31 protein-coding genes are annotated in these 26,773 nt (G+C 36.6%); 20 read left to right on the top strand and 11 right to left on the bottom strand.

The genetic code is table 11. The features are described 5' to 3' along the window. The first annotated feature begins 89 nt into the window (after positions 1-89). The 3 genes from L6N96_06840 (at position 90) to L6N96_06830 (ending at position 2,132) form a co-directional block, all read left to right on the top strand. Positions 90-494 (top strand): hypothetical protein, encoded by a 405-nt coding sequence (locus tag L6N96_06840; GenBank protein MCP8323873.1) that lies wholly within the window; start codon positions 90-92, stop codon positions 492-494. Between the two features lie 75 nt (positions 495-569). Continuing rightward, positions 570-1,373, top strand: coding sequence for an NAD+ synthase (locus L6N96_06835; protein ID MCP8323872.1), 804 nt, complete (start codon positions 570-572; stop codon positions 1,371-1,373). Positions 1,374-1,661: 288 nt separating this feature from the next. Further along, positions 1,662-2,132 (top strand): hypothetical protein, encoded by a 471-nt coding sequence (locus L6N96_06830; GenBank protein MCP8323871.1) that lies wholly within the window; start codon positions 1,662-1,664, stop codon positions 2,130-2,132. Positions 2,133-2,268: 136 nt separating this feature from the next. Here the strand turns inward: L6N96_06830 and L6N96_06825 are convergent, their stop codons facing one another. The 6 genes from L6N96_06825 to L6N96_06800 all read right to left on the bottom strand — a co-directional run bounded on the left by L6N96_06825 (position 2,269) and on the right by L6N96_06800 (position 7,741). Continuing rightward, a complete protein-coding gene (locus L6N96_06825) occupies positions 2,269-3,384 on the bottom strand; it encodes a M20/M25/M40 family metallo-hydrolase (protein ID MCP8323870.1) in 1,116 nt (371 codons plus the stop codon). Between the two features lie 12 nt (positions 3,385-3,396). Further along, positions 3,397-4,227, bottom strand: coding sequence for a lysine biosynthesis protein LysX (lysX, locus tag L6N96_06820; GenBank protein MCP8323869.1), 831 nt, complete (start codon positions 4,225-4,227; stop codon positions 3,397-3,399). A gap of 15 nt (positions 4,228-4,242) precedes the next feature. Then, positions 4,243-4,410, bottom strand: a complete 168-nt coding sequence (locus L6N96_06815; GenBank protein MCP8323868.1) for a lysine biosynthesis protein LysW — start codon at positions 4,408-4,410, stop codon at positions 4,243-4,245. A gap of 39 nt (positions 4,411-4,449) precedes the next feature. After that, positions 4,450-5,673 (bottom strand): 2-isopropylmalate synthase, encoded by a 1,224-nt coding sequence (locus tag L6N96_06810; protein ID MCP8323867.1) that lies wholly within the window; start codon positions 5,671-5,673, stop codon positions 4,450-4,452. Positions 5,674-5,723: 50 nt separating this feature from the next. Then, positions 5,724-6,137 (bottom strand): Lrp/AsnC family transcriptional regulator, encoded by a 414-nt coding sequence (locus tag L6N96_06805; protein ID MCP8323866.1) that lies wholly within the window; start codon positions 6,135-6,137, stop codon positions 5,724-5,726. Between the two features lie 107 nt (positions 6,138-6,244). Next, positions 6,245-7,741: an APC family permease gene (locus L6N96_06800; GenBank protein MCP8323865.1), complete on the bottom strand. Its 1,497-nt coding sequence runs from the start codon at positions 7,739-7,741 to the stop codon at positions 6,245-6,247. A 430-nt stretch (positions 7,742-8,171) separates the two neighbouring features. On the opposite strand from L6N96_06800, the gene L6N96_06795 reads away from it, so the two are divergent. Further along, a complete protein-coding gene (locus tag L6N96_06795; GenBank protein ID MCP8323864.1) occupies positions 8,172-9,365 on the top strand; it encodes a bifunctional 5,6,7,8-tetrahydromethanopterin hydro-lyase/3-hexulose-6-phosphate synthase in 1,194 nt (397 codons plus the stop codon). Between the two features lie 12 nt (positions 9,366-9,377). Further along, complete coding sequence (locus L6N96_06790; GenBank protein ID MCP8323863.1) at positions 9,378-10,484, top strand: LysR family transcriptional regulator; 1,107 nt, start codon at positions 9,378-9,380, stop codon at positions 10,482-10,484. Between the two features lie 24 nt (positions 10,485-10,508). On the opposite strand, the gene L6N96_06785 is transcribed toward L6N96_06790, so the two are convergent. Next, entirely contained in the window at positions 10,509-10,844 is a 336-nt protein-coding gene (locus L6N96_06785; GenBank protein ID MCP8323862.1) for a hypothetical protein, read from the bottom strand. Between the two features lie 58 nt (positions 10,845-10,902). On the opposite strand from L6N96_06785, the gene L6N96_06780 reads away from it, so the two are divergent. Further along, complete coding sequence (locus L6N96_06780) at positions 10,903-11,577, top strand: hypothetical protein (GenBank protein MCP8323861.1); 675 nt, start codon at positions 10,903-10,905, stop codon at positions 11,575-11,577. An 8-nt stretch (positions 11,578-11,585) separates the two neighbouring features. Here L6N96_06780 and L6N96_06775 read toward each other — a convergent pair whose 3' ends face one another. From L6N96_06775 to L6N96_06760, 4 genes are all read right to left on the bottom strand, one after another. After that, on the bottom strand, positions 11,586-13,403 hold the full coding sequence (locus L6N96_06775; protein ID MCP8323860.1) for a molybdopterin-binding protein: 1,818 nt from the start codon (positions 13,401-13,403) through the stop codon (positions 11,586-11,588). Between the two features lie 9 nt (positions 13,404-13,412). Next, entirely contained in the window at positions 13,413-14,660 is a 1,248-nt protein-coding gene (locus L6N96_06770; GenBank protein ID MCP8323859.1) for a molybdopterin molybdotransferase MoeA, read from the bottom strand. A gap of 103 nt (positions 14,661-14,763) precedes the next feature. Continuing rightward, positions 14,764-15,252: a hypothetical protein gene (locus tag L6N96_06765; GenBank protein MCP8323858.1), complete on the bottom strand. Its 489-nt coding sequence runs from the start codon at positions 15,250-15,252 to the stop codon at positions 14,764-14,766. 69 nt (positions 15,253-15,321) lie between these two features. Beyond that, positions 15,322-15,534, bottom strand: coding sequence for a hypothetical protein (locus L6N96_06760; protein ID MCP8323857.1), 213 nt, complete (start codon positions 15,532-15,534; stop codon positions 15,322-15,324). A gap of 321 nt (positions 15,535-15,855) precedes the next feature. Between L6N96_06760 and L6N96_06755 the strand changes: the two genes are divergently transcribed. The 14 genes from L6N96_06755 to L6N96_06690 all read left to right on the top strand — a co-directional run bounded on the left by L6N96_06755 (position 15,856) and on the right by L6N96_06690 (position 26,640). Further along, positions 15,856-16,161: a translation initiation factor gene (locus tag L6N96_06755; GenBank protein ID MCP8323856.1), complete on the top strand. Its 306-nt coding sequence runs from the start codon at positions 15,856-15,858 to the stop codon at positions 16,159-16,161. 13 nt (positions 16,162-16,174) lie between these two features. Continuing rightward, a complete protein-coding gene (locus L6N96_06750; protein MCP8323855.1) occupies positions 16,175-16,372 on the top strand; it encodes a hypothetical protein in 198 nt (65 codons plus the stop codon). Positions 16,373-16,547: 175 nt separating this feature from the next. After that, complete coding sequence (gene hisG / locus L6N96_06745) at positions 16,548-17,537, top strand: ATP phosphoribosyltransferase (GenBank protein ID MCP8323854.1); 990 nt, start codon at positions 16,548-16,550, stop codon at positions 17,535-17,537. 101 nt (positions 17,538-17,638) lie between these two features. After that, on the top strand, positions 17,639-18,829 hold the full coding sequence (gene hisD, locus L6N96_06740) for a histidinol dehydrogenase (protein MCP8323853.1): 1,191 nt from the start codon (positions 17,639-17,641) through the stop codon (positions 18,827-18,829). A 133-nt stretch (positions 18,830-18,962) separates the two neighbouring features. Further along, complete coding sequence (gene hisC / locus L6N96_06735) at positions 18,963-20,081, top strand: histidinol-phosphate transaminase (protein MCP8323852.1); 1,119 nt, start codon at positions 18,963-18,965, stop codon at positions 20,079-20,081. Between the two features lie 11 nt (positions 20,082-20,092). Continuing rightward, a complete protein-coding gene (locus L6N96_06730) occupies positions 20,093-21,295 on the top strand; it encodes a hypothetical protein (GenBank protein MCP8323851.1) in 1,203 nt (400 codons plus the stop codon). After that, complete coding sequence (gene hisB / locus L6N96_06725; protein MCP8323850.1) at positions 21,288-21,863, top strand: imidazoleglycerol-phosphate dehydratase HisB; 576 nt, start codon at positions 21,288-21,290, stop codon at positions 21,861-21,863. The genes L6N96_06730 and hisB overlap by 8 nt, the downstream gene beginning before the upstream one ends. Continuing rightward, complete coding sequence (hisH, locus tag L6N96_06720) at positions 21,864-22,466, top strand: imidazole glycerol phosphate synthase subunit HisH (protein ID MCP8323849.1); 603 nt, start codon at positions 21,864-21,866, stop codon at positions 22,464-22,466. A 5-nt stretch (positions 22,467-22,471) separates the two neighbouring features. Next, complete coding sequence (gene hisA, locus L6N96_06715) at positions 22,472-23,188, top strand: 1-(5-phosphoribosyl)-5-[(5-phosphoribosylamino)methylideneamino]imidazole-4-carboxamide isomerase (GenBank protein ID MCP8323848.1); 717 nt, start codon at positions 22,472-22,474, stop codon at positions 23,186-23,188. A 10-nt stretch (positions 23,189-23,198) separates the two neighbouring features. Beyond that, the gene (gene hisF / locus L6N96_06710; GenBank protein ID MCP8323847.1) at positions 23,199-23,999 is read left to right on the top strand and encodes an imidazole glycerol phosphate synthase subunit HisF; all 801 of its coding nucleotides are present in this window, start codon (positions 23,199-23,201) and stop codon (positions 23,997-23,999) included. Beyond that, positions 23,996-24,334 carry a phosphoribosyl-AMP cyclohydrolase gene (gene hisI, locus L6N96_06705; GenBank protein MCP8323846.1) on the top strand — a complete coding sequence of 113 codons (339 nt, stop codon included), beginning with the start codon at positions 23,996-23,998 and terminating at the stop codon, positions 24,332-24,334. The genes hisF and hisI overlap by 4 nt, the downstream gene beginning before the upstream one ends. Before the next feature lie 49 nt (positions 24,335-24,383). After that, a complete protein-coding gene (locus L6N96_06700) occupies positions 24,384-24,653 on the top strand; it encodes a hypothetical protein (GenBank protein ID MCP8323845.1) in 270 nt (89 codons plus the stop codon). Positions 24,654-24,768: 115 nt separating this feature from the next. Continuing rightward, on the top strand, positions 24,769-25,569 hold the full coding sequence (locus L6N96_06695; GenBank protein MCP8323844.1) for an electron transfer flavoprotein subunit beta/FixA family protein: 801 nt from the start codon (positions 24,769-24,771) through the stop codon (positions 25,567-25,569). A gap of 15 nt (positions 25,570-25,584) precedes the next feature. Further along, entirely contained in the window at positions 25,585-26,640 is a 1,056-nt protein-coding gene (locus L6N96_06690) for an electron transfer flavoprotein subunit alpha/FixB family protein (protein ID MCP8323843.1), read from the top strand. The last annotated feature ends 133 nt before the right edge of the window (positions 26,641-26,773 follow it).

Here is a 26,773-nt window from a genome sequence, read left to right as displayed (position 1 = left end):
TCTTTATCTTCTTCTAATCATATTTATTTAAAGCAAGATTTATATCGAATAAAAAAAACATTATTTTAAACGCCATAAGGGAGAAGTTTTTGGTACAGATAGAAACGAACGCTATTCTAGAAAAGTTTCGCAAGTTTTTAATTATTAACACATGCGAATCATTCATCCCTGAAAGTTACTTCAGAGATTCAGAAGTCTTTCCTGAGAAGGAAGGAGAGTTCGGATCAATATATGTAGAAGCTGTTGATAAAGTTACCTTGAAAAAAATTCGGGAGATTACTTTTATTAACGCAAATGGTATTCTCGGCATAATATATATTTCAAAAAGTGGTAACACGAAGCTTAAGTGGAGGCAAATAAGGGGGAAGACCGGAAGAGTCACGGGCGAGGCTTCTATCAATTCCTTAGTCAATCTGATTACAGCTGGAGTATTGACCGAGGAATATACTACAAATATGATGAAAAAAATGATGGAATCAAAGCAGGATTCTTAATAAAGATACTATATTGCTTGACACATTACTGTAAAAGGAACTTTTAAAATAGTTACTTACATTTTAAAAAAGGAATTGGATAAAAAAATCTCTATTGAATCTTTGAACATTGATTGTCAAAGGGTTGAATATGAAATTCTTGAATTTATTAGAAAGATTATTGTAGAAACGAGAGCAAAAGGTGTTATTGTAGGTTTAAGTGGCGGCATTGATAGTTCTGTAGTTGTCATACTTTGTGTAAAAGCTTTAGGACCAGAGAAAGTGTTAGGCCTAATCATGCCTGACTCCGAGGTTACGCCATTATCTGATATAAAGGATGCGAAGAGCCTTGCTGTGAAGCTTGGTATAAAAACTTACACAGTCCCTATCGATTCTATCACAAAAGCATTTTTTGAGAAAATTCCTTTAAAAAAAGATAGAATTGCAAAAGCGAATGTAAGGGCAAGGATAAGAATGACCATCAACTACTTCTTTGCTAATTTTTTAAATTATCTTGTTGTAGGTACAGGAGATAGAAGTGAGAATCTAATAGGCTACTTTACAAAGTATGGAGATGGTGGGATCGATTTCTTACCAATAGCTCATTTATACAAGACCCAAGTCAAAAAATTAGGAGAATATTTAGGATTGGGGAAAAACATCATAGATAAACCATCATCTCCCCAATTATGGAGGGGGCAAAGAGCTACAGATGAGATACCAGCAGATTATGACATTCTGGACTTAGTTCTTTATGCCATATTTGATCTAGGGATGGATCATAAGAAGATAGCTTCACAGCTAAACGTTCATTTAAAATTAATTCAAGAAGTTCAAAGGCGTTATAATACATCTAAACATAAAAGGGAGTACCCTCCTATGTTGATAAATTGGATTTAACCATTTATAGAATAAAAGTTTAAATTTGTAGATTATTCGGGAATAATAAATAATGGCAATCAGATCAAATCTGGCACCTAAACGGTTGTTATTATTCAACGTCAACTATGAAGTAGTCTGTTGACTTTGAAATGGTATAATTGTTTTCCCTAACAATTATCTCGGTCCCGATGGGTCTGGGAAATCCAGATTATATCTTAATTTAGGTATCAATTTTAAACCCTAAAACCTTATTTAGAAGAGAAACATTCCAACAAAGTAAATTTAGCATGTAAAAAGGTGGACTTAATGAGTGAATTAATAAAAAAGATAGAGAGCATGATCAGTTTAGAGGAGAATAACGCATCAGGCCTATCATCTAGCGTGGAAGGACTAAGTAATGTTTTAGTTCAGGAGATCCTAAGGAGTATAGCTCATGACTCTCGGAAGCATGCAGGACTTTATACTGCTATTTTAAGTCTCTTAAAGAGTGAAAGTAAAGCCCTTACTAATCAAGAGTACAATAGTCTTGAATCAATTATAAAAAAGCACATAGAAGTAGAGAGCACGATGATGGAGGAGGTCAAAAAGCTTCTAGAAAGTGAGTTAGATAGCAGAATAAATCATATTATGATTGATATATATGAAGACGAAGTAAAGCACCATGCCTTAATGAAGCACCTTTTAAAAGCGATTATTAGGAAAGAGGCCATTTTAGAAGAAGATGTATGGGATATGGTTTGGAGTGATGTTCCGGGTCATGGTGCTCCTATAGGTTAATAACTTGTTCATATTTTAATTTTGAAATGAGCTAAAAATCATTAAGTATCAATATGATCATAAAATTGAAGAAAATAAATCAACTGTCCTGAAACTAATTTTTAGGTTCGTTGAAAATTATTATTATATTCGAATATTATTTTTTAATATCTTTTTTATGATAGAAATTATACAGATTCGAAATTACTTTCTGATAAATTTCTATGCTCGATAGATATTCTGAAATCTCGATATATTCCTTATGCGTATGAGATAGATGTGGATTACCTGGACCGTAGGTAACAACGGGTATCTTAAAGGCGTGTCCAAAGGCGTTCATATCTCCTGTACCAGTTTTACGTAATAGCATAGGTCTCTTTCCTCTTATCTTTAATATAGCAATAATCAGAGCTCTTACAAGGTGTGAATTTTTATCAGTTTCAAAAGGTTCTACTTTATCTCTCACTTCTACATTTATCTTTGGGAAAGATACATCTGATTGATAATTTTTAATAATCTCCATGACATCTTGATAAACTGCTGCGCAAGACATCTTGGGAGGTATTCTTATGTCTGTAGTTATCTTACACGTACCAGGCAACACATTATGAGAAGTCCCACCACGTATTTTTGTGATACATGCAGTCAGAGAGTTAAAAAGACTGTTTTTATCCTCTTTTTGTGAAGTATAAGCACGTATAGTGTCCCAGACTTCAAATGCTTTCTCAATAGCATTTTGTGACATCCAAGGAGCACTTGCATGTACACTCGCTGTTTTACATGTAATTTTTAAAGAGATTCGCCCCTTATATCCAATTGTTATGTGCTCTATACCGCTTGGCTCGCCAAAGATAGCATAATCAGCTTGGATATTATCTTTGATAAGCTCCTTTATCCCTCTCCCTGTCCCTTCTTCATCTACAACCCCAGCAACGATTATCTTACCAAAATCTTTTTTATCGATAAATTTTGACGCAGCCATTACCATTGCTGTTAGAGAAGATTTAGCGTCTACAGACCCTCTACCAAACATAAGACCGTCTTCAATTCTCACGGGTTGTTTGCCAGGAACAGTATCTATATGTCCACACAATAATATCGAAGGAGACCCAGAACCGATAGTCCCTATTACGTTGTTCACTTTATCCACTACTACATTAAAACCCAAATTGTCCATACTTTCAGCCAATGATCGAGAGAGAGGCTCTTCTTGACCTGAAGGGCTGTATATTTTTAATAAGTCCTCTAGTAATTTAACAGCGTATTCGATCAAAGATTTTCAATCCTAGCTAGTTCTTATAAGATAATCGATTATCAAATTTGGGATATCGACACCTGTAATAGGAACAGTATTTTTGAATTCGGTTGTATTATTAATCTCATGAACTAAAAGTCCATCAGGTCCCTCCATACAATCGACTCCCAAGATTCCTCCACCGACTGTCTTTGAAGCTTTAGCACAAATATCCTCCAATTCTTCAGTTATAGGACAGTTTACTGCTTTTCCTCCTAAAGCCATATTCGTCTTCCAATTTCCAGATGGAGATACTCTATATATGGCAGCAACCACTTTATCGTCAATCACTATACTTCTAATGTCTCTTGGCGGACGTTTCACGTACTCTTGGATGTAGTAAATTTGGTAAAGCGGGAACATATGCTCTCTATCCTCAAAGATGGCTTCAGCTGAATCTTTATCTTTTAAAGGAGCAACCAATCTTCCCCAACTACCTATAGCAGGCTTTAATATCGAAGGATAACCAAAATTTTCAACGGATTTTAGAGCACTTTTAGGAGTAAAAGACAAAGATGTGCGAGGCGTTGGTACACCATTTTTAAGAAGGGCGAGACTAGTAAGAAGCTTATTTCCAGTAGTAAGGGCGACGTTAAAACGGTTGACAACTGAGATGCCTTTTGCCTCAAGGGCTGCTGTAAGATGTAAACTTCTAAAATAGCTTACGCATCTTTGGAGTACAATATCCCCAAATATCTTTGTATAATCATCATCTAAGAGTAAGAAAAGGTCTTTGGAGTCAAGTAGCTTCATTTCAACTCCCCTCTTCTTTGCCGCATTAGCGATTGCTTTTTCTTCCCATCTGATGTAATCATATACCATAGAGATAGTTAAATTTCATTCACCCCAATCTTCACCAACTGCCTGTACTGAACGAAGATCGAATATCTTATCCTCTTTTTTGTAAAGCTCGAATGAAGCACCACAATCAGGGCATGTGACGATTTCACCTTCAAGGGCATCTTCTGGTATAGGTATATCACCTTCACATTCAAGACACTTCATTAGTTTCACCTCCCTCATATGCACTTATCTAAGCAGAGTTTAAAGCTTGTCTTCAACTTTTAGTACTTCTTCTTCTAGCTCTTCAGATAAGCTCAGTTCAAATAGATCGCCACACTGAAGTTTTTTTAGACCCTGAGCTAGTTTGACAGCTTCTCCCATACTAGGACTTAATCCCAAAATATGTAAAAGGAAGGCAGCCGTATTCTTGCCTGATAGTTCACCTATAACAACTTTCCTTTTATTACCTACAACCTTCGGAGGTATAAGTTCGTAAGCTGCAGGCTCTCTGATAATTGCAGCAATATGGGTACCAGCTTTATGCTTGTATGCATTTTCCCCTACAATTGGCTTCGATTCAGGAGTTTTTACGCTTGTATATCTCTCAAGTAAATCTGAAAGCTCGCTTAGTATATCCGGCTTTACTTTCAGTTTTCTTTTATAGATCAAGTTCAATGCCATCACAACTTCAGCCAGAGGAGCGATTCCTACTCTCTCTCCCAATCCATTTATAGTAACATGAATCTGATCTGCGCCTGCTTCAATTCCAGCTAATGAATTGGCTGTTGCCAAACCTAAATCATTATGACAGTGGACATCAATAGGGGCATCTATTACCTCTCTAACCGTTCTTACAAGGTTAGACATACCTTTTGGTCTTAAGATTCCTAATGTATCAGGCAGTCCTAACCTATCTGCCCCAGCATCTACAACTTCTTTACAGATTTTCTTTAAAAATATAGGATCGGATCTACTTGCATCCTCCATTGTAAAGCGTAATTTCAAACCATGGCTCTTTGCATATTCAACAGATTGAACTGCTCTCTTAATCGTCTCATCTCTTGTAACTTTGAGTTTATACTTTAAATGAACATCAGATACAGAATGATACATAGCTATCCAGTTAGCATCACAATCAAGAGCTACATCGATATCTTTTTGCAATGCTCTGATATGAACAACTATATCTGCCCCTAATCCAGCTTTTACAAGCCTTTTACAAGATTCTTTATGGCTAGGAGATACAATAGGGCTTATTTCTAAAGCATTAACTCCAAAATAATCTAACATCCAAGCAATCTGCAACCTCTGATGAGTGGTAAAAGAAACTCCTGGCGATTGTTCACCTTCTCGTAACGTACTATCAAGTATCATTAAATCTTTTATTGGATTACTTGAAACTTTATTGTACCAATTTGCCAAGTAACTTGAGTCGATTTTCGTTATTTTATGTTCTAAATTAGTATTTTTTAATTCAGATTGCATCAATATTAGTCATCATTTATCCAATAAACGTATATATAAATTTTTACAATTTAAGCCCAGCTTTTAAGGATTATCATAGTATTCGTATTGGTAATTCCGTCTATACCTCGAATTTCGTCTATGCATTTATTTACCTCTACTATATTGTTGGCAGTGATATTCACAAAAATATCATATTGTCCTGTCACCTCATGAATGTCTACGATTCCATCGATTTCGCAAAGCTTCTTTGAAATTTCTGATGAGGATGTTGAGGGACTAAGGGAGATCAACACAATTGCATTGGCGCTTTCACTCACATTTACTTCAATTGTGAACTTTTTAATAATCCCTGTAGCTATAAGATTTTTTATTCTCTTTCTCACAGCTGCTTCTGATAAGTCTACTTTCTCACCTATAGCACCATATGGAAGCCTAGAATTATCCTTCAATACTTCTATTATCTGCTGGTCTATTTTATCCAATCTTTCACCTTAAACGATACTTTAAGGACATTAAGGATTGAGATAAATATTTTTGTCTATAAATTAAATGAAAAAAAGGAAGGGGGGAATTTTTATGCAGATATCGCTTACACTGCGGTTATTCCTCTCTCTAAGACTTCTTTCTTTGCAACACGAAGGTAGATTAGGTAGATGAAACCTATAGCCATCCATATGAAGCCTGGAGTCATCATAGTGTTCCAAATAGGACCACCTTCGAATGCAGATGCCTCTGCAATACCAGGTATACCTGCTGATCCGCTGCTCCACCAGATGTAGCCCATTAGGGCTGCACCTACTATTGGAACTATGATACCAAGTATGAAACTCTTACCTGTTATTTTCTTCGCTGAAATAAATAGGTTGTCTACGTTCATGAAGAAATACATTATCAGTACACCCCAAGCACACCATGTGGCAGTGAAAACGAATGTGTCTATCAGAGCCATGCCCATGAAATATGTGACTACAGGAATAAGCACAGTTACAATTCCAACGAGCATAGCAGCTATGTGAGGGCTTTTGAAAGTTGGATGTGATTTACCAAGGGATTTTGGTAAAACTTCATCCGCACCCATTGCTTGTAGAATTCTGCTTATCGTTAGAGCCGCAGCTGTACCGCTACCAAGCGCTGATAAGAGCATCGCTCCAGACAGAATTGAAACACCAGTATTTGCGCTACCGAACCAGGCCTCACCAGCTGTTTCTGCGAGTGGTGAGACGTCTCCTGCTGCTATTACAGCGTCTTGCATGGTGGTGAAAGTTGCTACATCACCGGAGTACGGTAGCATCATAGCCCATGCCCAGAAGACATAGATGGCACCTACAATCAGAATACAGAGTACAGCGCCGAGAGCACAACTCCTGTATGGATTTTTAGCCTCTCCAGCGAAGACGACTGTACCGTCGAAGCCATAGAAAGCGAAGAAGAACAAGAAACCAGCTGTCATTATTATTCCTAAGTCTCCTGATTCTGCTCCTGACCAGCTAGTGAAAGACGGATCGAAAGGAGCTGCTAAATTGGCGTTCGGTGGGATTGCTGTAAGAGCCCATAATGCAATGATGAAAACGAGTACAATTTGGACGATAAGGACTAGCTCCATAGTAAGTCCACCTGCCTCTACTCCGCGGTAAGCAATGAGTAGCATGACTAGTGCTGCGATTATAGCAATCAAGATATCCAAATACGCGTATGTGCCTCCTGGCACTCCCATGAGGGATGAGATAAATATGTCACCATAGACTCCTGCGAATAATGCTCCAGCTGTAGGAAGGAAGAAATATGCCAATACTGTAGCCCATCCAACCATGAAACCTGCGTGTACACCCAGAGCCTCTCTTGAATATGAGTATGCACCACCAGAATAGGCGAACTTCAATGCAAGTACAGCGACGCTAATCGCTGTAAAGATACATGCTATAGTACCTATTAGAATAGGTAAGGCTAATACTGGCCCGGTACCTTCACCTAGCATAGCTGGGAAGAATCCGACACCATATGCTGCAGGACCTATGAGAGCCATTGCGATAGCGATTATCGGCGCAGTGCCGAGAACTTTTTTCTTTTCTACTTCTGCTTCACCCATAGGATTTCTCCTTTCCGAAGAAATGAGGAGCACACTATTATATCTTTCCATTAAACTTATATTCTCTTCATTTATCATTAAAAATATTAAAAATATATAAATTTTTGATTTGAAATCGATAAAAAATTTATAAAAAAAAATTCATTTTTTAACTCTAGTAATATATAATTCATTATCAGACGTCAGATATTTGGGTTAAGGAGTGGTAATAACATATATGCCCCTCCTAAAATAATAGTAATTGCGGGGATTGTCAAAATAAGATTGTTAAATACTCCATCGCCATAGCTAAACTTAGTGATTTATATAGCCTCAGACTAATACCAATTTTATAAGAATTAAAGAGACTTTCTTCAAATATTTTAAATCTTATTTTAAACATTAGTAAGGCATTTAAATAAAGTGTTGTTCTATTAAATTGTGTTTATAAATGTCGAACCGTCTTTACCTTATAGGAGAAGCGTTATTAGGAAGAGAACCTGAACTCGCTCATATAGACCTCATCATAGGCGATAAGGAAGGAGCTGTTGGTCAGGCATTTGCAAATGGGCTAACCACTTTATCTAGAGGACACACCCCATTACTTGCAGTAATTCGACCTAACTTACCTTCTAAGCCTTTTACTTTGATCGTACCCAAGGTCACTATAAAGGACATGGAGCAGGCAGCAAAAATCTTCGGTCCAGCTCAAGCAGCTATAGCAAAGGCAATCGCTGATTCTGTAGAAGAAGGATTAATCCCTAATGATAAAGTCGACGATTGGGTCATTATATGCAGCGTATTCATCCACCCTGAAGCCAAAGATTATAGAAAGATATATCACTATAATTATGGAGCTACAAAGTTAGCCCTAAAAAGAGCGTTAATTAATTATCCACCCCTCGATAAAATTATATATGATAAGGATAGGGCAACTCACGCAATTATGGGCTTTAAAGTTCCAAGACTGTGGATGCCACCTTATTTGCAGGTAGCTCTCGACATACCTGATCTTGAAAAGGTGAAATCGATTATAAACCAGCTACCAACAAGCGATAGAATAATCCTAGAGGCTGGCACTCCACTAATCAAAAAATATGGAGTTAAAGTCATTCGTGATATAAGAGAAATTGTAAAAGACGTCTTCGTAGTAGCCGACTTGAAGACATTGGATGTAGGTCAAGTTGAGGTAGATTTAGCGTATGAGGAGACTGCTGATGCAGTAGTGGCTTCTGGTCTAGCATCAAAAGACACATTAGACAAGTTCATTTATGAAGCAAAGAGATTAGGAATTTACTCTTTCGTGGATATGATGGATGTAGAAGACCCAATCCGAATTTTAAATTCACTTCAGGAACTCCCAGAGGTCGTAATTCTTCACAGAGGTATTGATGAAGAGAAAGGTGGGAAGACTAGATGGGACCTTATCAAAGAGATAAAAAAGGCATTCAAGGATAAAAAGATACTTATGGCAGTTGCTGGAGGGATAGATCCAGATAATACTACTCAAGCTCTAAAGGCTGGTGCAGATATTCTGATTGTGGGCAGGTATATCACTCAAGCCAAGGATGTTGAAAAGGCAGCTAGAGACTTCTTGAAGTTAATTGGCTTGGACATGGATACCTTTAGAGTACATGTAGAATAATCTTCTTGATAAATGAAACCAAGATTTACCCCTGGTTTTACTGCACGGCTAGACTATAAAGGGAGATACTTAATTGGAGAGAAGGAGGCTTGGATACTCGAAGGGATACAGAAGATTGGGTCTTTTATGGGAACGGCTAAAGCATTAGGAATCTCTTACGCACATGCGTGGAATACAATTAATCGAATTAACAAGATTTTAGGAGACCCCGTTATAGAGGCAAGAAAAGGAGGAGAGTTTGGAGGAGGCGGTGCTAAGCTTACAGAAGTTGGTATTACAATCTTACAAGAATACAAGAAACTCGAAAAGCAGCTAGAAGAGTCATTATCTTATAAAATCCAAAAACCCAAGATAAAGAGAAAGCTCTTCAGCCATGAAATTACAGTCCCAGACTTATCAATAATTGGAAGCAATTGTATTGGAATTGAAATTCTCATCGAATCAATGACAAAAGAGCTGAAATTCAGATCTGAGTTAGTTAGTATAGGGTCATCTGGAGGGCTAGCCGCTGTGATGCTCGGTGAGACGGATATAGCAGGGATTCACCTACTTGATGAAGAGACTGGACAATATAATCTGCCTTTCCTAAAAAGATATTTCATCGATGATAAAGCTGTTTTAGTTAAGGGATACTTGCGTGAACAAGGATTTCTCACTAATGTAGGCAATCCGAAAAAAATTAAGAGTTTTGAAGATCTTTTTTCAAAGGATGTAAAATTTGTGAACAGAAGTTTAGGCTCAGGGACAAGATCGATCATTGACCAAGAGATAAAGAGGATGGCTAATGTGAGAGGTCTAAAGTATAAAGAATTATTTAAGAATATCAAAGGATATAATATAGAAGTAAATTCTCATAAAAGGGTTGCAAAGGCGGTTATTAATGGCAAAGCTGATGTAGGGGTTGGTATTAAAGCTATAGCGGAGAGATATAAATTGGATTTCATCCCGCTATTTGAGGAAAATTTCGATTTTGTCATAGATAGAAATCGTTTAAAGAAACCACTTGTGAGTTCATTTATAAAGACACTTAGCTCTGAAAGATTTAAAGCAGAATTGGAAAAAAGAGCTTCGGGAATCAAAGTAGTTAATGAGACTGGCAACATAATTTATGAACCGTAAAATAGTTTTTGAATCATAATCGTCTTAAACATAAAAGCGGGAGGCTTCGTCTTCTATGATATCCCCGACTTTCATAAAGTACAATCTTGTGGCATAAGGCATCAATGATAGATTTTTCTCGATAGCCTGTAATAAGAACGGTACTGTGCGCCTCGATGCTTTGAGTTTGAACTTCATACCTAATATGGGGTCTTGCTTCAAAGAAATGGTGTCACGTAGATTCTCAGGACATAGAGATTTGGCATCAGATTCGATTATTTTAAACCAATAAGCCAATATTTCAGGATCAAGTCCAAGCTTCTTATCCTCAATCATCTTCACAAGCTTATCTATTGCGCTAATCCCGAGATCTTCTTCCAAGGTAAATATCAGAAAATTAACCTTAATTTTAAAAGTTACTTTACATTTCGAATATAGTATGTTAATAATCGCTCATAGAGGAGCATCCGCATATGAGCCAGAAAATACATTAAGAGCTATCGTAAAAGCATTAGATATTCATGCAGATATGATCGAGGTGGACGTTCGATCGAGTAAAGATAATCAGATAGTTGTGATTCACGATGAGAAGGTTGACAGGACAACAAATGGAAGTGGATATGTTAAGGACCTAACTTTAAAAAAATTGAAGAATTTAAATGCTGGGAAAGGGGAGGTCATTCCAACTCTTAAAGAAGTCATTGATGCTATAAGAGATAAAGCGATATTAGTAATCGAGATAAAAGTCCTGAATATAGAGAAGTCTGTTGTCAAAATTGTTGAGAATGAAGGTATAGAAGAAGAGGTCTTAATAACTTCATTTTATCATCCTATTTTAAGGAAGGTAAAAGAGTTTAATCCGATCCTGAAGACTGGCGTTATCTTCAAGTGTCATCCGATTAAATCTTCAGAACTTGCGTTAAATGCTAAAGCGAATGTATTACTTCCAGAATATAAGTACTTCTCACAAGAAATGGTCACAGAATCCCATAGAAATGATTTAGAGATATTTCCTTGGACAGTCAACGATATCGATAAAGCAAACTACATAATTAAAATGGGTGTAGACGGGATAGTAACTAACATACCCGATATTTTAAGAACGAAAACTTGAATATGGATTTAGAGTTTCATATTCTTTATTATCCGTAACAACCTTTTACCTACTCTTGTGGAAAGAAATTCTTTAGGGACTAGATAGCTTACATTCGCAGGGAAGGCATCAATAGATTCAAAACCATAATTTATAGCGATAGATGAAGGCAGAAGTGCAAATATAGCCTTTCGGTTTGTGATCAGATCTATTGCAGCGTCGTAAGACCATGTCTCAATAATATTAAAATCCTTAATTATTCTCTTGATACACTTTTCGGCATAATTTCTCAAGGTAGAGCTACTTCGTGGCAATACAAATGTAGAACCTGAAGAAATCTCCTTCTCGGAGGAAGCCCAAACCATCCTCATTTTAAAAGTTCCAAGATTAGTAAGTTTGGAGGGAAAATTAGATGAGTTTAAGATTGTTTTACTCTCTGGTATACAAGATACTAACAAGTCGGCAATTTCATCTCTAATCCATTGTAAACCATGCTCGAGTCCTCTGAATTCAGCCCTTATTTTTATACCTAATCTTCTTAATTTGTTTAGGATTATTTGCGATATAGGACTTAAGTCACCAACAGCTATAAGATCGGCTATTTTTGCATCTGAAAAGAGTTTTACTCTAACATTTTCATCCTTCTCTATCAAATCCACATTTTCAGGAATTTCTACAATGCCATCTGCGGAACTTAGGGAAGCTATTGCACCAGAGCCACCAAAAATGGGAACGACAACAGTAGCCCTTCTGTTATATTTTAAAAAAACAGGGAGATATTCTTTTCTTCCTCTCTCCGATATATGTCTTAATGCCATTTTTGCCATCAACTTTCTCCTAACTCCTACTTTCTTTCCAGACATCGCTCTCAAAACAGGATCAATGATCAGATCATATATGATCAAAGAAGAGACCGGGAATCCTGGTAATCCAAATATAGGCTTATCACCTATAGCAGCGATTATCGTGGGTTTCCCTGGTTTTGCGGCAATTCCATGAACTATAAGACCAGGGTTTCCAAGTCCATTAAATACCCTATAGGCTAAGTCACTGACTCCAGCCGATGTACCACCAGACATTATTATAATATCTGCGCAACTTAAACCTTCTATAACCGCTCTACGGATTTCATCGATCTTATCTCTCTTTATACCAAGATAAATGGGTATACAACCTGATCTCTTGACTAAAGCGCCAATAGAATATTGGTTGACATCGTAAATTTCAGAAGTTTTTAATTTTATACCAGGTGCAACAAGCTCATTTCCTATGGAGAAGATAGCAACTTGGGGCTTCATCAATACCTTGACTTTGAGGTAGCCTAATCCCGTCAATATACCAACCTTTTCGGCTGTAATCTCTTCACCCTTACCCATTATAAATTGGCCATGATAAACATCCGAGCCCTTAGCTGCTATGCCTGAGCCTTTTCCTACGGAGTCGAAAATTAGTACTTTATCTCCTTCTAGGGATGTTTTTTCAATCCGAACTACAGCATCAGCTCCTTTTGGGATGATAGCACCTGTATCTATCTCGATGCACTCCCCTCCACTAATCTTTAAAATTGGTGATTCACCGGCGTTTATTCTGCCTATCAATTTCAATTGCGTAGGATTCGTTTCGGATGCAAAGGATGTATCTATAGCTCTAACAGCATAGCCATCTAAGATGGCCCTTGAAAAAGGTGGAAGATCAATTCTTGCGACTATATCTTCACCTAAGATACTCCCATAAGCCTCTTTAGTATCTACTTCTTCTATTCCCAAATGATTTGGTGTTATATATTTATATAAAGCTCCAAGCGCTTCTTCAATTGTAACTAGCTTTTTGAAGATTACTCTACTCAATTATCATCCTTAGCCCTGTATTGAGTCATAAAGATTGATTTGTACTTCTGAGCCGCTATCAAAGCCTTCCGATCTGTATGGGACAATAAGAAAACCATTAGCCTCTATAAGAGAAGAAATTGAACTCGAACCTATTACTCTGACTGGTTCAGCGATTAACTTCTCACCTACTTTTTTTACTATTACTCTCACATAACCCTCCACACCAAGGCTAGAAGAAACTTTAGATTGCAGTTTAGCTGTTACAATCGGTCTTGGAGGCTCCGGAGCATTAATAATTTTATACAATAAGGGCCTAACTAGGGCAATATATCCTATAATACATGCTGTTGGAAAACCAGAAAGCATGAAAAAGAGTTTACCGTCTACAATTGCTACTCCTGTAGGCCTCCCAGGTTGAATCCCTATTCCTCTTATCAACAATTTCACACTTCCAACTCTTTGAACAGCCTCTGGCACAAGGTCAAGCTCGCCTACTGAAGTTCCTCCAGTGATAATAAGCACATGATTGTTTACTATGGATGATCGAATAGCTTGTGTAAGCGCTTCTAGATCATCCTGCACAGGTTTGATATGATCAACTTCTATCCATGGTTTCCTACACAGGGCAGATAGAGTATACATATTTGTATCAACCGTCTTGTACAAATCCCCTTCTTCGTTGGGTTCAACGAGTTCACTTCCTGTAGGCAATATTACTATACGTAACTTTTCGAGGACCTTTACATTCATCTTTTTTAATTGAGCAAGCATCCCTAAATCAAATGGATTTATTATTCGACCCGCTTTTAGAACGCATTTTCCTTTTTTAACATCCTCCCCTATTTGAATAACATTATCACCAATAGGGAAACTCTTTAGGATCTCGATTTCATTATCTCCTAAAATATTTACGTATTCGGCTGGTATAACTGTGTCTAAGCCATCTGGCAAAGCAGCTCCAGTAGCTATTTTTACAGCTCCTTCAGTCCATTTGGGAGGAATCGCGCCTATCTTTACTTCATCTATTACTTTCAATATCAATGGAGAGAATCGTGAAGCAGATAACAGATCGATTCCTTTTACTGCATAACCATCGAAAGCTGACTTGTTTACTGGAGGGATATCTACTTTCGAGATTATATCCTCTGCTAGCACTCTACCTAAACTTTCATCAAAGTGAATCTTTTCAATTCCAAGCTTTATCGTTAAATGCTTTAAGATCAAATCAATAGCATTATTGACCTTGATCGACTTCTTTAGAAATTTATATCCCATATCTAGTGGTGGTTTGATGGTTCAAATTAGTAAACTTTTTCATCAAATCGTACTGAATAATGATTAAAGATTTTATTAGATCAGTCTAATAAAATATAGTAATTTAATCTTTCTTTTCAATGTCTTCTAGTATAGTCTGGAGGTCGTCCTCATGTTCAACTTCATCCTCAAGAATTTCAAGTACCATATGATATGTGATTGGGTCTTTATCCTTAACAACTCCAAGTAATTGATTATAAACGTCAATAGCACACTGTTCGCCCTTTATATTCTGTTCAAGTATAACTTTTACTGACGGGTCTACTGGAGTCTCATAACCACAGTTACTCATATCATACCAATCTTCTGGTTTAAGAAGGGGAGTGCCTCCAAGTTGTAAAATTCTATCTACAAGCATTCCTGCATGTCTTAATTCATCGTTAGCATGTTCTTCAAGCTCAAGAACAACTGCTTTTCTCATACGTCCTACAACAACCTTAGCCCCTATCCAATATTGGTAGTAAGCAAGCCATTCGTCTGCAAGCGCTTTATTAAGCGATTCTACAAGTTCACTAATCTCTAGGCCAACAATCTCTCTTCCTTTTGTTCCCATTCTCATTATACCCTAACTTTACTATAAGGTGTACGATGTTTATATTATTTTTGTGTTAATTGTAACATACTAGACTTTTATTTTGCTACACTTCCGAAGGTAGTCTCGCTTTCTGTATCGCTCCTCTAATACTTCTTTTGGGTACATAGGCTTTTTAAATATAGATCTACTTAAAAATTCTGTAAATAATTTTATGGTGAGGAGTTTGCCACTAAATCCCACACTGAATGCACACCAATTACTAACAATTTCAGGCATATTTTTGATCTTACTTGGAATCATTTTGGTGTTATTACCTATAATCATTCGTCATCTACCGTTTCTAGAGAATCTTCCACCAATAATAATTTATGTATATAAGAGTGGAGATTTTTATTTTGTAATTTCCCCTTTGCTTATTTTAATTAGCTTGTTATTTTTAATCTTATATTTTATCAAACGATAATTAATTTTATTTCAATATTAGATGATCATCAGTCCCTGTCAGTGGTTATCCCATAATGACTAATAATAGGGGTTAAAAAGATGCCATGATTAATAATAGACTTACCAAAGCAGAAGAGAAAAGTTAAATAATTGTAGAAAAAAAGAATACTGCATTTCATGAGTGTTTGCAAAAAATGTGGTCTACCTACCGATCTCTGCGTCTGTGAAGAGCTAGAAAAAGAGGAAACAAGGATTGTTGTCCGACTTGAGATGAGAAGGTTTAGGAAACCGACAACCATGATCGAAGGGCTAAACCCGAAACGGACTGATCTGAATAGAATAGCTCAAAAGTTAAAAAGTAGGCTTGCTTGTGGTGGAACTGCAAAAAATGGGTACATACTCTTGCAGGGAGATCACAGAGATATAGTTAAAGGAGAGCTTGTCGATCTAGGGTTCAACGACTCCTCAATAGAAGTCCAATGAGATTGGGGATTTGTTGTTAGAGGATGAACTTAAAGACAGAAAGATGAAAGTAGTTTTACGTCATACTTCAATAAAGCGAAGAAAAGTCTGTCCTAAATGCCTATGTGATCTTGAGATGATTCCCCCTTTTTGGGGATGGCTTATACCACAAGAGTACAGATGCAAATCTTGTGGTTACAGCGGTCATGTATTTGTTGAACCTGCTGAGTAAAAGATGTATAGTCTAAATACAATATTCAAATATGAAGGTAACACTTCATGGTTTTATATCTAGAGAGGGGGATCGAATTCAACTATTGCCTTCGTTCTTCTTTAAGACTGAAAACTAAAACACTTTATAAGATGATGTCTCCAAAGAACATATCTCCATATCTAAGGTGTATGAAGTGAAAAGGGTTAATTTTGCTCTACCCAAAGGTTCTCTTGGTAGTACTACTTATGAGTTTTTAGATAGAGCTGGATATAAGTTGTCGGGACAAGAACGTACATACCGTCCATCGATAAATGATCCTATGGTAGAGCCGAGGATATTAAGACCGCAAGAAATCCCGATTTATGTAGCAGAAGGATTGCAGGATATAGGAATAACGGGAATAGATTGGATAAAAGAGACCAGATCTGATGTCGAGGTTCTTTTAGACTTGGAGTATGGTGCAATAAAGATGGTAATAGCAATACCTAAACCGTGGACAACCATAAACTCTCTTTCACAACTTATTAAAAATTTTTGGAAGGATAAGAAAGAGTTGAGGACTTCAACAGAGTACCTTAATACTACTGTTGCATACTTTAAATCTAATCCAAATTATCAAAAGTATTATGGGAATCTAGATCCTTTGGTAATAACCCCTTGGTGGAGGATCGGTAATAATCCTAAAGTAAACATTTTCCTTTCTTTTGGAGCGACTGAAGCCAAACCACCAGAAACCGCTGATGCAATAGTAGATGTAACAGAGACTGGCACTACTCTCGAGCAAAACGATCTTAAGATAATCGAGGAAATTGGGATTTCCACAGCCCATCTAATTGCTAACAAAGAAGCTTTGAAAGATCCTGAAAAGAAAGAAAAAATATACGATATACTGACCTTACTCAAGGGAGTTGTTGACGGTAGGAAGAAGCTGCATATATTTGTCAACGTGAGTGAGACTAAATTACCAAAATTACTGAAGCAACTTCCAGCACTGAAGAGGCCAACTATATCTCCCCTATCAGAAAAAGGTTGGTATTCCGTTAATACAGTCATAGAAAAAGGAATTTTCATCGAGCTTTTGCCAAAGTTAAGAAGATTAGCTCAAGGTTTAATAGTTTATGAACCGAGGCAGGTTCTTTCTCTCAATGAAGTTCCAAATGCAAAAAAGGGTGATCTGCCGTAAAAATATGGAAAACTTCAGAAATACCTTCACAATTTCTTGAGGAAAGATCATACACTTCACCGAAATGGGTTAGTGAGCTCGAAGGATATGTCAAGGGCATAATAGATGAGGTTCGTAGGAATGGTGATAAGGCCCTAATCGATTTTATTAAAAAATACGATAATGTTAAAGTCAATATTGACAAATTCATAGTTGACAAAGAAGAGATAGATAAAGCATATGAGAGTGTGACTGAAGATGAGATTTCAGCCTTAAAATACTCAAAAAAGAGGATTGAAAAATTTCAGAATTTTCTCCTTAAAAGGTTGAAATTTAGATGGCATGATAGAGAAAAAAGTGTCAAAGTAACAAATTTAGCTCTTCCCATTAGTAGCACGGGTTGCTACGTTCCAGGGGGATATTCACCTTATCCTAGTAGCTTACTCATGACAGTAGTTCCAGCAAAGGTCGCAAAAGTTCCACGCATTGTGGTCTGCTCACCACCTATGAGTAATTATCAGCTCGACCCAATTCTTCTTGTGGCGTCAGATATAAGTGGAGTAGATGAGATATATAAGATCGGAGGAGCTCATGCAATAGCTGCTATGGCTTATGGGACTGAAAGTTTAAAATCTGTAAACAAAATTGTGGGTGCAGGGAATAGATATGTCACCACATCCAAGATATTGGTATCCAAGGATATTGCAGTAGATATGCCAGCAGGTCCAAGCGAGATATTGATATTGGCAGATGATTCAGCAAATCCTCATTTTATCACTCTAGACCTATTATCGCAAGCTGAGCACTCACCAGAAAGTGTTTGCGGATTGGTAACGACATCGAAAGGTTTGGCAGATCAAGTCATCATAGATTTAGAAAAAATGAAAACAAAGATGGCAAGGCCCGAAATAGTTTCAAAAGCTCTGGATAAAAGTGGCTTTGTGATAATTTGTGATAGCATGGATGAGGCAGTAGACTTTGTAAACGATTTCGCTCCTGAGCACCTAGAGATAGTAACTAAGAAACTTGGTATGATTAAGAAGAAGATAAGATCGGCGGGAATGATCTTTTTAGGTTCATATAGCCCAGTGTCAGCTGGAGATTATTGCACTGGAACAAATCATATATTGCCGACAGGTGGTTCAGCGAAGGTCTATTCTAACCTTTCTGTGATAGATTTCGTAAAAACTGTGAATGCAGTACAATGCTCGAGAGGAGGGTTAAGCAAAATGATGAAGCCCATCAGCATACTAGCTCGTAGAGAAGGATTGATTAACCATGCCTTAGCCGTGGAGGGAAGATTCAAAGAATAAAAAAATCGAAAAGTTAGTTTATTTAGTACAGATGATAAACTGAAAATAATAATTTCGATAGATGATAATAAACTATCTTAGATAAAAATAACTAAAGAAGAGTAAATAAATAAATTTGTAGGACATTAGGGGTATGAATAGAAATAAAAATTCTGAGAAATGGCTTCAGAATAGGCTAAAAGAAATTAAATTTTTCATTAAATATGTAAAACCTGAGTCAATCTCTGATGTTGCTTCAAAGGCGGGAATTGATCCCAAGAGGGTAATAAAACTCAACCAAAATGAGAATCTATTTCTTTCAAGAAAGTTCCTTATTTCTCTCATAAATGAAGTCATTGATGAGATTGATCCAAGGGTCTATCCTAAGGAAGGAGAAATAAATTTAAGACAATCTTTAGGCAGATATGTCGGACTACCTTCCGATTTTACTATAGTGGGTAATGGAAGCGATCAAATCATAGATCTTATCCTTCGATCTTTTTTAAGAAAAGACGATATCGCTGTTTCTATTGCGCCTACTTACTCTATGTATAAATGGTCAGCAAATCATCTAAGAATAAAATATCTTGAAGTTCCTTTAAAAGAGGATTTTTCTTTAGATGTTGATAAGATTATTGAATCCTCAAAGGGTAAAAAAGGCATTTGCATTATATGTTCACCTAACAACCCAACAGGCAACCAATTTGAAATAGATGATATTGTGGCACTAATTGAGAATTTTCCTGGGATCGTATTATTAGATGAGGCTTATGTAGAGTTCTCAAAAGAATCGTTGGTTAGATTAGTCAAAAAATATGAGAACCTAATAGTAACTAGAACATTTTCAAAAGCATTTGGTCTTGCTGGAGTGAGGATGGGGTATGCTTTATCAGATCCTAAAATCTCGACTATCATATCTGAATATGCCCAACTTCCCTATTCTTTAAATTGTATTGCATTAAGATTGTCCTTAAAAGTTCTTGATATTATCGATAAATTCAAAGAAAGCATTAAAAGATTAAAAGAAGAAAGGGCGAAGCTATCAAAGAGGCTAAATACGATAAAGGGTGTAAAAGCTTTTAGATCTGATGCAAACTTCATTTTATTCACGGTTAAAAAGCCTTATGAAGAAGTCTTTGATAAGCTTTTAAGTAAAGGAGTACTGGTAAGGAAGATAAATACAGTATTAAATTTAAAAGGGTGCCTAAGGTCGACTGTAGGCTTACCCGACATGAATAACAGCTTCATTGAGGCACTTACATCAATAAGTTAAGTGGTCATTTTATGTATAAAGAGAAATATATTAAAATTCAATTAGGAGAAGATTCTGCTTTTATAAGATTTGATAGTCTTGAAAAGTTGAAAAAGGTCGATGCAATAGTATTTGACTGTGATGGTGTTATCATTGATGCTACGAAATCTTACTTATCATCAATAAAAGAAACGGTTAATTATATCTTCTCCCGATTAACGGGAGCAAGAATCGAAGATCAATTATTGGATAAAATGATCTACATTCTTAAAAAAGGGGGTGGCTTCAACAACGACTGGGCCGTTTCGTATATACTATCGTTGCTCACTTTGACCCTAATGCCAAAACAAATAAAAGAAGAATTTGTAAGAGCTCTTGATTCGAAGTATTTTAATAATTTAAAGAACCCATTAGATAAACTATTATTTGTTGAAAAGAGCTTAAGTAATGAGTATATCAATTTCGAAATCTCAAAAGATTCTTTACAAAGATTGATAGAATTAACGAAAAAGATAAGTTTATCAGGTAAATACTTTGATAAGATTCTCTTCTCTGATAGTTCAATATTACAACGTGATATACATATTCTTAGGTCTGGGAAAAAATTACTTTCCTACCCAGGAGAAGTCGGAGAAGGTCTTCTCATAACGATCTTTGAGGAAATATTCTTAGGTTGTAAACTTTTCAAAAATATCTATAGCCAAGACTGTTTATTTCATAAAAGTAGGGGATTAATTGAGAAAGAGGAAGTCCTCTTGGAAAAGGAGGCACTACAAAAAATCTCTACTTTGATCGGTAGAGCTAACTTTGGGATAGCTTCTGGGAGACCATTTATTGCTTCTGAATATAGTATGGGGGAATTGCTTGATTATTTTAAGCCGGAATCGAGAGTCTTCCTTGATGATATTGATAAAGCAGAAAAAGATGCAAAGCATAATGGTAAAGAAGGTGAATTAAGTAAACCCAACCCATATTCTCTATTAAAATGCGCAACAAATCTCATGCCATTTAAATTTGCACTATATTTAGGAGATTCGATGGCAGACTTTTTAATGGTCGAGTTTGCGAATAAAATAGAATCACGTTATTTATTTTGTGGTGTCTATTCTCACTTTGTTATGAGTGAAGAACAAAAGCTTGATTTTATAAAAAAAGGAGCAGATATCATAATACCATCAGTAAGACATTTACCATACATTCTAAAATGTATTAAAGAGGGAAAAGACTTTGCGTGAATCCCATTTAAAGAGAAAGACAAATGAGACGGAGGTTAATGTAAAAATAAAGTTAGGCGGGAATGGAAAGAGTATAACAAAGACTGGAATTAGATTTCTTGATCACATGATAAGGACGTTATCAATTCACAGTCTGATTGATATCGAGATCATAGCTATAGGGGACCTTGTACATCACGTGGTAGAGGATGCAGCCATAGGATTAGGTGAAGCATTAAAAAAGGCTCTTGGAGATCGTACTGGTATTCGTCGCTTTGGATCAAGCATAGTGCCTATGGATTGCTCCCTTGCAGTTGTTGCAATAGATCTTGTTAAGAGACCGTATAGTGTACTCGATCTAAAGGTTGAAAATAAAGAAATAGGAGATATAAAGACTGAAGACATCTATCATTTCCTAAACACTTTGGCATCTTCTCTAGAGGCAAACTTTCATATTCAAGTTCAATATGGTGAGAACGATCATCACAAAATAGAGGCTGCCTTTAAGGCTTTAGCATTATCTTTAAGACAAGCAGTTTCGATTGATCCGAAAAGAAGAGGCACCCCTAGTGCAAAAGGTGCTATATGAGTGGATATAGCTATTTTAAACTATGGAGTCGGGAACCTTTTCAGCTTAAAGTGCGCTTTGCAAAGGTCAGGTGTCGAGCCAAGAATATTAACAATAGGAGAGTTAGAAGACAGTATAGATTCTTTAATACTGCCAGGTGTTGGAAATTTTTCAACAGCGATGAGTGAAATAGGAGCTTTTAAAACTAAGATATTTGATCTAATCGATTCAGGCACTATAGTTTTTGGTATATGTTTAGGGATGCAGATCTTCTTCAAAAGGAGTGAAGAGTCAAGTGAGGAGGGTTTGGGATTGATAACAGGAAAAGTTGTGAAATTTATGGAAAATGTCAAGATTCCTCATATGGGTTGGAATAATCTAAAAATAGTGAAATATCATGAACTCATAGAAGGCTTAGCTGATAAATCTTACTGTTATTTTGTACATTCATACTATCCATCACCTTTAAGAAGAGATATCACAATAACCGAAACAGAATATGGAGTAGCTTTTCCATCGATATTGACTTATATGAATTTGTATGGTTCGCAATTCCATCCTGAAAAATCCGGCGAAGCAGGTCGCATCATCTTAGAAAATTTTATCAAGATTCTTAAAAGGTAGTCTAGATGGAATTAATTCCAGCTGTAGACATAAAAGATGGGCAAGTCGTAAGGTTAACTAGGGGGGACCCGTCTCAATTAAAATCTTACTCTTTACTGGGAAGTCCTTTGAGCGTGGTTAGGATATGGATCAATGAAGGTGCAAAGACAATACACATTGTAGATTTGGATGCGGCTCTCGGTTTGGGCACCAATATAACAATAGTAGAAGAGATTGTTAAAACTCTTGATGCTGATTTTCAAGTTGGTGGTGGAATCAGAAGCTTAGATATAGCTCAAAGTATACTCAACTTAGGTGTAAAGAGGATAATACTTGGAACGATGGCTTTCAGAGATGAAAAGGCATTGATCAAACTCTTAGAGGATTATAAAGAAAAGATTGTAGTGTCCTTAGATCACTATGGAAGGGAGGTCATGCTAAAGGGATGGAAAGTATCTTCGAAGATCGACATTAGTGATGCTGTTACGAATTTTATCAATCTTGGAGTAAGGATTTTTTTGGTAACTTCTATAAAGAGAGATGGAATGTTGACGAGTCCTGATTTTAAAATATTAGCCGAAATGCTTGAGATGAAGGAGGCAAAAGTTATAGCAGCTGGAGGTGTTAGTAAACTTCAGCATTTATCAAAACTCAAAAATATGGGAGTTCATGGCGTAGTGTTAGGAAAGGCGCTTTATGAAAATAGATTTACTCTTAAAGATGCTATTAATGTAATCTCATAGATGGAAAACAATGACACTAACAAAAAGGATTGTTCCGTGCTTGGATGTCTTTCAAGGTAGGGTAGTGAAGGGAATCAATTTCGTAAATTTAAGGAGTGCTGGGGATCCGGTCGAACTTGCTCAACGCTACTGTGAATCAAAAGCTGATGAATTAGTATTCTTAGACATTACTGCATCCTCAGAGAAACGCAAGATATTGGAGATAGTCGTTAGAGATGTGGCAGCGAATCTCGACATACCATTCACTGTGGGAGGCGGGATCAGAGGAGAAGATGATGCTAGATTAGTTTTATGCAACGGTGCGGATAAGGTCTCGATAAATACTTTTGCTGTAGAACAACCTAGATTGATCTCAAAGCTTGCAAAAATATTTGGCACACAATGTATAGTGGTTGCTATAGATGCAAAACGCCGTTACGATAATGAGGGTTCCATCATTGTGAAAACAGTCGAAGGAGATTGCTGGTTCGAGGTATATACATATGGAGGAAGGAATGCTACAGGCATGGATGCTATTATATGGGCACAAAAAGTCGCAAAATTGGGTGCAGGTGAGCTTTTAGTCACTTCTATGGATAGAGACGGTACTGAAAATGGTTTCGACTTGGAACTGACTCAGACAATATCTGAAAAAGTGAACATTCCAATTATAGCCAGTGGGGGTGCGGGCGAACCCAAGCATTTCTACGATGCATTTACAACAGGTAAAGCTGATGCAGCTCTTGCAGCTTCAGTTTTCCATTATGATAAGTTTCCAGTAGATGTTATAAAGAATTATTTAATAGAGCAAGGCATACAGATACGACTATGAATGGAGTCAATATAAATCAAATACAATTCGATAAAATTACTGGACTAATACCAGCTATTACTCAAGATTACAAAAAAAAGAAAGTACTAATGCTGGCTTATATGAATAAAGAATCATTGGAGAAAACCATTGAGACTGGATATGTCCACTACTGGAGTAGGTCGAGGAATAAGTTATGGATGAAAGGAGAAACTTCTGGAAATACACAAAGAGTTAAAGAAATCATAATGGATTGCGATAACGATGCTATACTATTGCTCATCGACCAGAAGGGGCCAGCTTGTCACACAGGACATGAGACTTGTTTTTATAAGAAAGTCAAGATTAAAGCTTAGATAGTTTGCGTTATACTTTTATCTATGTTATTACAATCAATTCCTAAGCATGGGCATAGATTCAAAGTTGTCACTTAATACTTTCAAGGTTTATAAGAAAAGCCATATAATAGTTGATAAAGACAAATGTAAGGTATGCATCGATAAGGCTTGCACATACTGTTGCCCTACTAAAACTTACATTTGGGAGAATGATGATCTAATAGTCTCATATGAAGGTTGCTTGGAGTGTGGGACATGTGAAATAGTATGTCCATACAATAAGATCCATATTACTTATCCTCCGGCTGGGCATGGCATTATTTACCGTTTTGGATAACGTAATGTTTTTGTTTAAGATTTTAAATGCTTCTTTTTATGCATAAATCACTGATAATCAAAGTAATTACTAAGTTCTTATAAAGTAAAAAGAATTCTTTTGGAGTGGGATATTGGTGTCTTCTAAAAGTCTGAGTATCATTGTCTGCGTAAAACAAATTCCAGCTGTTCCAGATTGGAAGATAGATCCTGATACCCATACTCTTGTACGTGAGGGTGTTCCGAGTATATTAAACCCTTGGGACATAATTGGGGTAGAAGAAGGCATAAGGTTACGTGAGAAGTATGGTGGGGAAGTAACGATCATAACGATGGGACCCCCTCAAGCAAAAGAGGCGATATTAGAGTGTCTGGCTATGGGTGCAGATAGGGGTATAATACTCAGTGATAGAGCCTTTGCTGGTGCAGATACTATAGCAACGGCGCATACTCTGTCGATGCAGATCAAAAAGATAAGATATGATATTATAATTTGTGGAAAATTGGCCATGGATGCAGAGACTGGTCATATCGGTCCCCATCTAGCGGAATTTCTTGGTATACCTCAAATCTGCTATGTAAAAAAGGTCGATGTACATATAGAGAGGAGAAAAGTAATTTCTCATAGAGAAGTTGATGAAGAAATAGAGATTGTTGAGTCTCCAATGCCTGTTTTACTTACTACAACTAAGGGTTTAAACGAGCCGCGCCTTCCTACTCTCAAGGGGGTTATCAGTTCAAGAAGGAAGAAGATTGAGGTAATCACTTCTTCGGAACTAGGTGGGGATATTAATAAATATGGCTCAAAAGGCTCGCCTACTTGTGTAAAGAGAATTTTTCCACCTACTGTTCGTAAACCTGAAATGATACTTCAAGGCGATTCTAAAGAAGTTGTTGAGAGTCTCGTTCAAATTTTATCAAAGAAAAAGATAATTTAAGGGGAAAGAATCGAGATGTCTGTGGAAGAGCCTAATGAAATCATAGATGTCAAAAAGTATAAGGGAGTATGGATATTTGCAGAGCAGAAAAATGGAAAACTCAAGAATGTAAGCCTCGAGCTATTAAGCGTTGGGAGAAAATTAGCTGAAAAACTCAGAGAAGAACTCATAGCAATTCTGTTGGGTGATCAGGTAGAGGAATTAGTAGAAGAGCTATCAGCTTATGGAGCCGATAAGGTGATTTTGGTCGAAAACGAGCTTCTTAAAAGGTATACTGTTGATGCTTATGTGAAAATATTATCTGAACTCTCTTTTAAATATAAACCATCTATATTATTTATAGGAGGCACACTAAACGGTAAAGAATTAGCACCTAGGCTTGCAGCACGCCTTGGTACAGGCATAAATGCTGATTGCACCGATTTCGAAATAAACAAACAAGGAAATCTAGTTCAGATCAAACCCTTTGGTAAACTTATGGCAGAGATCATATGCAAGTCCAGACCTCAGATGGCTACTATAAAACCCAATATATTCAAAAAGTCTGAGCAAAATTGGAATAGAAAAGCGGTTGTGATACGTGAAGAGTTCAAGATAAAACCTGAAGAAATACACACTAAAATCATAAAAATCATAAAGGTAGACAACAATCCTTACGAAAATATCGAGAGCGCTGAAAAAATCGTGGCCTGTGGTCGGGGACTAGGCTCCAAGGAGAATTTAAAATTAATTTATCAATTAGCAGATTTATTGGGTGCAGCAGTGGCAGGAACACGCTCAATAGTTGATAGAGGATGGCTATCCGTTAATCAGCAAGTAGGTCAGAGTGGGAAGAATGTTGCACCAAAGCTTTACATAGCTGTAGGCATATCAGGTGAAATATACCATACAATAGGGATGCAAAACTCTGATGTTATAATAGCTATCAATAAGGACCCCAATGCTCCTATCTTCCAAATAGCTACTTATGGTATCGTAGGAGATCTTTTTAAGATCGTTCCTCTTTTAATAAATAAGTTAAAAAATAGTTTAACTTTTAATGAGAAAGGATCCGACAGGAGTCACCTATAAAGCAATCTGGTTCTAACACCATGTTAATAAAACACGATTTATTAACATCCTGAGCGTGAACGCAATATTGTTATAAATATTCTATTACGAATAAAAAATGGTATTAATGGGTTGGAAAAAAATCCGAAAAGCG

The organism is Candidatus Methylarchaceae archaeon HK02M2 (assembly GCA_024256165.1).
In the GTDB taxonomy this organism is placed as follows: domain Archaea; phylum Thermoproteota; class Nitrososphaeria; order Nitrososphaerales; family JACAEJ01; genus HK02M2.
This window is presented reverse-complemented; position numbering and strand designations above follow the sequence as displayed.